Source organism: Pseudomonas sp. SIMBA_068 (assembly GCF_046534705.1).
GTDB lineage: Bacteria > Pseudomonadota > Gammaproteobacteria > Pseudomonadales > Pseudomonadaceae > Aquipseudomonas > Aquipseudomonas putida.
In genome coordinates this window covers 1-271 of sequence record NZ_JAWRYI010000547.1, presented here as the reverse complement: position 1 = coordinate 271, position 271 = coordinate 1, and the positions used below count along the sequence as shown (strand labels likewise).

The window sequence follows — 271 nt, the reverse complement described above, 5'->3', positions numbered from 1 at the left end:
CATCGCCTTAACCGACGATGATTGCCTGCGTCGGGACGTGATAAAAACGCTGATTTGTAACTTCTCGCTGAATTTTGCCGCGACAGAAGCGCAATGGGGCATTCGCTTCAGCGACTATTTTGCTGAGGACCTGGCGCTGCTGAAACCGTTGATAGCCGATGGGCTGGTGGAACAAACCGCTACGGGGCTGGAGGTGACGGGAATTGGCCGGTTACTGATCCGCAATATCTGCATGTGCTTTGATCGCTATCTGCGTCAGAAAGCGCGTCAG

Annotated in this window: 1 pseudogene; it reads left to right on the top strand. The window is 53.9% G+C overall.

The features are described from left to right. A pseudogene (locus SB756_RS30340) lies at window positions 1–271 on the top strand (coproporphyrinogen III oxidase); the annotation flags it as partial.